2 protein-coding genes are annotated in these 770 nt (G+C 50.1%); one reads left to right on the top strand and one right to left on the bottom strand.

Features of this window, described 5'->3' with window-relative positions; genetic code table 11:
• The coding region (locus LNV08_RS22965; RefSeq protein WP_263536064.1) for a class I SAM-dependent methyltransferase at window positions 1-428 on the top strand (428 nt) is incomplete at its 5' end.
• On the opposite strand, the gene LNV08_RS23235 is transcribed toward LNV08_RS22965, so the two are convergent.
• Window positions 400-600: an ATP-binding protein gene (locus LNV08_RS23235; protein ID WP_414858791.1), complete on the bottom strand. Its 201-nt coding sequence runs from the start codon at window positions 598-600 to the stop codon at window positions 400-402. The genes LNV08_RS22965 and LNV08_RS23235 overlap by 29 nt on opposite strands.
• Between the last annotated feature and the right edge of the window lie 170 nt (window positions 601-770).

Raw genomic sequence — 770 nt, 5'->3', positions numbered from 1 at the left:
TCAGTGGTAGGCTTGGCTTTGAGGTGCAATCTGGCGGTGTACTATCGTACTCAGACAATGCGTTCGACAGGCTTGTTGCGACTCATGTACTTGAGCACATCTACCAACCGCACCTCGTACTTAAGGAGTGGCAGAGGGTCCTGAAGCATGGTGGAGTTCTATCAGTTCTTATTCCAACGGATCCAGGTCTCGCGTGGCGGTTGGGGCGGCAACTAGGCCCTCGAAAAAATTCTTTGAAAAAGGGGATAGATTATGATTTCATCATGGCAAGAGAGCATGTAAATTCCTGCCATAACCTTGTGGCAATATTGCGTCATTATTTCCCAGGCTCGAAGGAGGGGTGGTGGCCGTTGCCTATTCCGTCAATTGATTTGAATTTCTTTTTTGCTTTTCATGCGACTATAGACAAGCAGAAAGATGAAGCGTGATATTGACAAGAAGCTTCCAACAGTTTCCAGTTGCTTGGTCGGTTTTGATGTCATTTTTGCGCTGTTTGAAGCGGTAGGAGTCGTTGCCGGTTTCCAAGATGTCGCAGTGTTGCGCAATGCGGTCCAGCGGTGCCGTCGCTAGTTTCGTATCGCCGAACAGTGACCGCTGCATTGCTTCCTTAATGCGCAGTTCGAAGATGCGGTGCAATACAGGGCATGGACAGTTTCATCCTCACGGGTGTCAAGCCCATGGTTCAAGACTCGCCGACGATGAAGATGCACGTATTGTTGGACTGGGCCAAGACCGCTGCATAACCCGCTCCGCAAACTCGCCCACCTCAG

It is taken from the genome of Paucibacter sp. TC2R-5 (assembly GCF_025717605.1).
Taxonomy (GTDB): Bacteria; Pseudomonadota; Gammaproteobacteria; order Burkholderiales; family Burkholderiaceae_C; genus Paucibacter_A; species Paucibacter_A albus.
This window is presented reverse-complemented; position numbering and strand designations above follow the sequence as displayed.